Origin of the sequence: Neisseria sp. HMSC067H09 (assembly GCF_001814135.1) — a bacterium.
Lineage (GTDB): Bacteria > Pseudomonadota > Gammaproteobacteria > Burkholderiales > Neisseriaceae > Neisseria.
The window spans coordinates 1-6,027 of record NZ_KV814935.1; the positions used below are offsets into that span (position 1 = coordinate 1).

The 6,027-nt window shown below is 52.5% G+C and carries 10 protein-coding genes; 7 read left to right on the forward strand and 3 right to left on the reverse strand.

Going from position 1 to position 6,027, the window contains the following annotated elements:
• Positions 1 to 90: 90 nt before the first annotated feature.
• Both HMPREF2954_RS08585 and HMPREF2954_RS08590 read right to left on the reverse strand, forming a co-directional pair.
• On the reverse strand, positions 91 to 921 hold the full coding sequence (locus HMPREF2954_RS08585; protein WP_045072373.1) for a basic amino acid ABC transporter substrate-binding protein: 831 nt from the start codon (positions 919 to 921) through the stop codon (positions 91 to 93).
• Between the two features lie 73 nt (positions 922 to 994).
• Positions 995 to 1,246 carry an NGO1151 family protein gene (locus HMPREF2954_RS08590; RefSeq protein ID WP_003768589.1) on the reverse strand — a complete coding sequence of 84 codons (252 nt, stop codon included), beginning with the start codon at positions 1,244 to 1,246 and terminating at the stop codon, positions 995 to 997.
• A 102-nt stretch (positions 1,247 to 1,348) separates the two neighbouring features.
• On the opposite strand from HMPREF2954_RS08590, the gene HMPREF2954_RS08595 reads away from it, so the two are divergent.
• Positions 1,349 to 2,161: a hypothetical protein gene (locus HMPREF2954_RS08595; protein WP_045072372.1), complete on the forward strand. Its 813-nt coding sequence runs from the start codon at positions 1,349 to 1,351 to the stop codon at positions 2,159 to 2,161.
• A 105-nt stretch (positions 2,162 to 2,266) separates the two neighbouring features.
• Positions 2,267 to 2,857, forward strand: a complete 591-nt coding sequence (locus HMPREF2954_RS08600) for a DUF3465 domain-containing protein (RefSeq protein WP_045072371.1) — start codon at positions 2,267 to 2,269, stop codon at positions 2,855 to 2,857.
• A 72-nt stretch (positions 2,858 to 2,929) separates the two neighbouring features.
• On the opposite strand, the gene HMPREF2954_RS08605 is transcribed toward HMPREF2954_RS08600, so the two are convergent.
• The gene (locus HMPREF2954_RS08605) at positions 2,930 to 3,568 is read right to left on the reverse strand and encodes a DedA family protein (RefSeq protein WP_045072374.1); all 639 of its coding nucleotides are present in this window, start codon (positions 3,566 to 3,568) and stop codon (positions 2,930 to 2,932) included.
• A gap of 57 nt (positions 3,569 to 3,625) precedes the next feature.
• Between HMPREF2954_RS08605 and HMPREF2954_RS13290 the strand changes: the two genes are divergently transcribed.
• The 5 genes from HMPREF2954_RS13290 (at position 3,626) to cutA (ending at position 5,901) form a co-directional block, all read left to right on the forward strand.
• Complete coding sequence (locus HMPREF2954_RS13290) at positions 3,626 to 3,751, forward strand: hypothetical protein (RefSeq protein ID WP_276307965.1); 126 nt, start codon at positions 3,626 to 3,628, stop codon at positions 3,749 to 3,751.
• Entirely contained in the window at positions 3,748 to 4,416 is a 669-nt protein-coding gene (hda, locus tag HMPREF2954_RS08610) for a DnaA regulatory inactivator Hda (protein WP_003763115.1), read from the forward strand. The genes HMPREF2954_RS13290 and hda overlap by 4 nt, the downstream gene beginning before the upstream one ends.
• Complete coding sequence (locus HMPREF2954_RS08615; RefSeq protein ID WP_045072370.1) at positions 4,413 to 5,081, forward strand: histidinol-phosphatase; 669 nt, start codon at positions 4,413 to 4,415, stop codon at positions 5,079 to 5,081. The genes hda and HMPREF2954_RS08615 overlap by 4 nt, the downstream gene beginning before the upstream one ends.
• Positions 5,082 to 5,270: 189 nt before the next feature.
• Positions 5,271 to 5,570, forward strand: a complete 300-nt coding sequence (locus tag HMPREF2954_RS08620) for a TonB family protein (RefSeq protein WP_003756389.1) — start codon at positions 5,271 to 5,273, stop codon at positions 5,568 to 5,570.
• A gap of 10 nt (positions 5,571 to 5,580) precedes the next feature.
• On the forward strand, positions 5,581 to 5,901 hold the full coding sequence (gene cutA, locus HMPREF2954_RS08625) for a divalent-cation tolerance protein CutA (protein ID WP_045072369.1): 321 nt from the start codon (positions 5,581 to 5,583) through the stop codon (positions 5,899 to 5,901).
• Positions 5,902 to 6,027 lie beyond the last annotated feature (126 nt).

Here is a 6,027-nt window from a genome sequence, read left to right on the forward strand (position 1 = left end):
GGAGGGGATGTCCAACTTTTGGGGTGCAGTTCAACCCGCGATACAGGCTTTCAGACGACCTTTCTTATTGCTTAAGAACGTTGAAACAGATTATTTGGCTGCTTCAGGTTGGCTGGCGGCTGCCGCTTTATCGCCTTCTTTGGCGAAGTATTTGGCGTGGATTTTGTCGTATTCGCCGCTGTCGCGTACTTTTTTCAGCGCTTCGTTCAGCATTTTGACGGTCGCTTCGTCGCCTTTGCGTGCGGCAATGCCGTAGTTTTCAATCGTGAAATCAGGCAGGGTGATGAAGTCCATGCTTTTGGTCGGGTTGTTTTTCACATAGTTGGCGATGACCGCGCTGTCGCTGACTACGGCATCCACGCCGCCGTTTTCCAGCTCTTTGATGACCAAAGGAACGCTCTCGAAGCGGGCGATTTTAGGATTGTCGTTGCCCAAGAGTTTGGAAACGGAGAAGTCGCCGGTTTGTCCGGTAACGACGCCGACTTTCGCCATGTTTTTGAGGTCGTCTGAAGAGGCGACTTTTTTACCTTTGGGAACGAGGACGACTTGGGTGATTTCAAAATAAGGGTCAGTGAAATCCATGGACTGCTTGCGCTCGTCGGTAATGGTTACGCCGGAGATGACGATATCCGTATCACCGTTTTTGAGCGCGGGGAAGAGGCTGTCCCAAGGCTGGTGTTTGAATTCGACTTTGAATCCGCCGGCTTTTGCCATCGCGTTCATCAAATCGACGTCGAAACCTTCAACGTTGCCGGCGGAATCCAATGATTCGAAAGGGGCGAATTCGGCGTTGGCGGCGACGCGGTACACTTTGTCGGCTTTAGGGGCTGACGAGGAAGCGTCTTTGCTTTGGCCGCCGCAGGCGGAGAGTGCCAGCGCGGAGCAGGCGAGGGCGGCTGCAATCCATTTTTTCATGTTCATGGGGAGGTTCCTTCTTTACGGATATTAATAAATAAACGGATAGTTTAACACGGTTTGGGGAAGTCGCTACGCGTCAGTGGTCTTTTTCGCGGAAAAAAGCGTAGGTTACGTCATGGAAGAGGTCGGTATGCGGGCTGTCTTCGTAGTTCAATTCGGCGAGTGCGTCTTCAAAGGCAAGCTGGATGGACTCGACGGCTTCGTTTGCCATGTCGGACGGCAGCGAACGGATCAGGCCTTTGAGGGCGGTGGCGAGGACGTGGTTCTGCATACGCAAAACGTCGTTGGCTTCTTCCAAATATTCGAGGCGTTGTTCGATGCTGCTCATGATGTGTTCCTGGGAATCTGTTAAAATACCGCATTATAGCAAATCACGGCATTCGCTATGCGCGTGAAATGAAATGACACAACGGAAGAACGAAAGCTAAAAATGGATACGAATCGTCCCGATACGCCACAACAAACGGATGAAAGCCTGGATTGGGAAAGCCGCTTGGAAAAGCTGCGGCAAACCCGCCAATTGAACGCACCTTACACACACGCGCCTTTGGTGCGCGAATCTCAAGAGCCTGCCTTCGAGCAGAAGCCCAAAGCCAAGTCGGTCAAGCTCGACGATGCCAACCGCGATGCCGTGTTGACGGAATATCTGCGCAAATGGCAGGAGGAACACAACGCCATGCTGGAGGAAGAAGCCACTGAAACGGCGGAGACCGATGCGATGGTGATTTTGCAGGAAAACTGGCTGAACGCGCAGTCTTCGCTGCAAATGAGCGCGTCCGACAGGCAAATCGAGTCCACGCGCACGGTTTGGCTGAACCCGAAACGTAAAACGGTCGAATTTGACGCGCTCGCAAAAGCAGAGGCAACGTCGTCTGAAAACGAAAATCCGCAGGCGCAAGAGCAGGTTTCAGACGACCCCAAAGAAGAAACGCCGCCAATTACCGTCCATATCAACGTATTAAACCCGCAGGTCATCAACCGCAGGGAAGTGTTCTGCATTTCCGAGCAAGACCTGAGCGAGCGTTTGATCAAACGCCTGCGCCCGCACGTCGCCGACGCCGTCAACGGCATGATACGCACCGCCGTGCAGAAACAAATGGCGCTGTTTACCTACCAGCTCCAACAAACCCTCAGCGAACAGGCGCCCGATTTGGTGGAACAGCTTTTGGATTACAACGTGAAAAAAATCCTGAACGACATCAAATACGAAATGAAATACAGTCAGGGAAACAAAAAAGCGTGATCACGCCGCCGCTTCAGGTATCGGACTGAAAATGCTGATTTTTCCGCCGGTTTTGTATATAATGGTGGCTCACGTTATCGTGATTTAACTCCTTTCAAATAATTTATGCCCGATGAACCGTCGGGCATTTTTTTGGGCGTGGATTTTATGAACAAAAACAAATGGATTTGGATACTGATTGTTGCCGCCGTGGTAGTCGGTTATCAAAAAATGCAGCAGGGGCGGCAAGGTCAGGCAGCGGATGCCGTACCAACCCAAACGCAGCCTCAAACCCAAGCGGGAAAACGCCAATCTGAGCAGTCTGAATCCAAAAAATCGCAACCGAAGCAGCCGAAATCCGACCGCCAAGCAGGGCAGGGCAGTGCGGAACAAATATTGCAGCAAGCCTTTGAAAACCAACAGAGCGATATTCAGGTGAAAGGCGCAGGTACGGTTCTCAAAACGCTGCCCGACGACAACCAAGGCACGCGCCACCAGCGGTTTATCTTGAAACTGTCGAGCGGGCAAACGCTTTTAGTGGCGCACAACATCGATCTCGCCGACAAAATCAAAGGCTTGAAAAAAGGCGATAAAGTCGGCTTCTACGGCGAATACGAATGGTCGGAACAGGGCGGCGTCCTCCATTGGACGCACCACGACCCCGCAGGCCGCCATGCCGACGGCTGGCTGGAACACGACGGGCGGATTTATCAATAAAGCTTGGAACGATTGCAAAAGGTCGTCTGAAAAACGTTTTCAGACGACCTTCTCTTATGGTTCAAACAATTTTTACTTCTTCGCCGCACTTCTTGCGCGGATGACTTCGACCACGCCTGGCAGGATGGAAATCACGATAATCGCGACCATCACTAAAGCCAGATTGTTTTTGACAACCGGAATATTGGCGAAGAAATAGCCGGCATAGGAAAACGACAAGACCCACAATACCGCGCCGATGATGTTGTAGCGGATGAAAGTGCCGTAGTGCATGCTGCCCATGCCTGCGACAAACGGGGCGAACGTCCGCACAATCGGGACGAAGCGGGCGATGATGATGGTTTTACCGCCGTGTTTTTCGTAGAACACGTGGGTTTTCTCCAAATACGACTGGCGGAAGATTTTGGAATCGGGGTTGGCAAAGAGTTTGCGCCCGAAAAACTTGCCGATCATGAAGTTGGCGGCATCGCCCAAAATCGCGGCGGCCAAAAGCAGCGCAACCATGACATGAATATTCATGCTGCCCACCGCGGCAATCCCGCCCGCGGCAAACAGCAGCGAATCGCCCGGCAGAAACGGCGTAACCACCAAGCCGGTTTCGCAGAAAATAATCAAAAACAACACCGCGTAAATCCATACGCCGTATTGCGCGGAAATCTCGACCAAATGCTGGTCGATGTGGAGGATAAAATCAATAAGGGTCGAAATCACGAGATTTTCCTGAAATGAAATAAGACAGAGGTCGTCTGAAAACAGACGCGTTGCCAAATGTCCGCCATTGTATATGAAACCCATGCCGCGCGCCCCTTTTTCAGACGACCCCGCGCCTTGATACGCGTTGACAAAACAACGTACAATAAACCCGATTCCAACCCATCCGGTATGCCTTTGTGAACCAGCTTATTTTCGACTTCGCCGAACGCGGCTATCCCGGTTTCGACAAATTCCTCGGAACGGAAAATGCCGAACTGGTCTATGTGTTACAGCATAAACACGACCCGTTTATCTACGTCTGGGGCGAAGAAGGCGCGGGCAAGAGCCACCTGCTGCGCGCGTGGGTCGCCCAAGCGCTCGACGCAGGGAAAAAAGCCGTCTATATCGACGCCGCTGCCACGCCCCTGACCGAAGCCGCTTTTGAAGCCGAATACCTCGCCATCGACCAAATCGAAAAACTGGGCAACGAAGAACAAGCCCTCCTGTTTGCCGTATTCAACCGCTTCCGCAACAGCGGCAAAGGCTTTCTGCTGTTAAGCTCCGAACACACGCCCCAACAGCTCGTCATCCGCGAAGACTTGCGCACCCGCATGGCGTACTGCCTCGTTTACGAAGTCAAACCCCTGACCGATCAAGAAAAAATCGACGCGCTCGTCAGCATGGCGGCGGCGCGCCAAGTGACCATAGATCCCGAAATCTTCGAATACCTGCTCAACCACTGGCGGCGCGACATGGACAGCCTGATGCAGATGCTCGACACGCTGGACAACTACGCCGTTACCATGGGCAAACGCATCACCCTGCCGCTTCTGCGCCAGCTTTTGAAACAACAGGAAACCCAATGAAAAACCTCGCTATCTTCGACCTCGACAACACCCTCATCAACACCGATTCCGACCACTCTTGGCCGCAATACCTCATCAAAAAAGGGCTGGTTGACGCTGCCGAAACCGAAGCGCAAAACGAAAAATTCTACCGCGACTACCAAAACGGCTGCCTCGACATCGACGCATTCCTCAAATTCCACCTCGCCCCGCTCGCCCGTTACAGCAAAGAAGAGCTAACAGAATTTCACCGCGAATTTATGGCGGAGTTCATCATGCCGCACATCTCGCCCATGCAGCGTATGCTGGTGCAGAGCCACCAAATGTCCGGCGACGAAACCCTCGTTATCTCCTCGACCAACGAGTTCATCATCACCCCCATCTGCCACCTTTTCGGCATCACCAACATCATCGGCACCCAACTCGAAACCGGTGCCGACGGCCGCTACACCGGCAACTACATCGGCACGCCCAGCCTCAAAGAAGGCAAAATCACCCGCCTGAACCAATGGCTCGCCGAACGCGGCGAAACGCTCGAAAGCTATGGCAAAACCTATTTTTACAGCGACTCCAAAAACGACCTGCCACTGCTGCGCCTCGTCAACGAACCCGTCGCCGTCAACCCCGATGCCGAGTTAGAACAAGAAGCCAAAGCAAAAGGTTGGCCGATATTGAACTTCAAATAAGCAAAACCGCACCCGCCGCCCAAACGGGCGCAACTCCGTAGCGTGGGCTTCACCCTCGAAAACAAAGGTCGTCTGAAAATAGCACAACCCCGTAGCGTGGGCTTAGCCCACGAAAAACAAAGGTCGTCTGAAAACAAATCAAAAACACCCCCCTAAACCCGCTACAAATCTACAAATAAGGAAAACAATATGTCCATCCGCTCCATCATCCCCGCCCTGCTGCTTGCCTTCGCCCTACCCGCAACCGCGCAAACCGTCAACCCGGCAGAATACGCCCCCGCATCCCAAAATCCCGCACAACCCATCAAACCCGTCAAACTATCCATCTTGGTTTCCCCCGAAGGCAAAGCCGTAGAAGTCAGCATCCTCGAATCCAGCGGTTATGAAGGACTCGACGAAACAGCCGTCGCAACCGCCAAAAAAGACAAATACAAAGCCGCCGGATACTGGGTGAAATATAAAGGAACCATCGAGTTTAAAAACCAATAGGTTGTCTGAAATGTCCGCGTTCAAACCCGTCATCGTTACCACCACCGCCCCGACCCGCGAAGAAGCTGAAAAAATCGGCAGCCTGTTGCTGGAAAAGCAACTTGCCGCCTGCGTGCAATACGAAGCCATCACCAGCCAATACCTTTGGAACGGCGAAATCTGCCGCGACGACGAAATCCGCATCACCATCAAAACCTCGCGCCACTGCTACCGTGAAATCCAAAAAACCATCATCGCCAACCACAGCTACGAATGCCCGCAAATCCTGATGCAAAACGTATCGCGCGGATACGCCCCCTATTTGCGCTGGCTGAAGCGGAGTTTAGGTTGATAAAACAGCCGCGTCGTCTGAAAAACGCCCAAGCATCATTATGAATTTACAGGGAAGTCCACTATAATGACGGCTTTTGATTTTCAGACGACCTTATAGTGGATTAACTTTAAACCAGTACGGCGT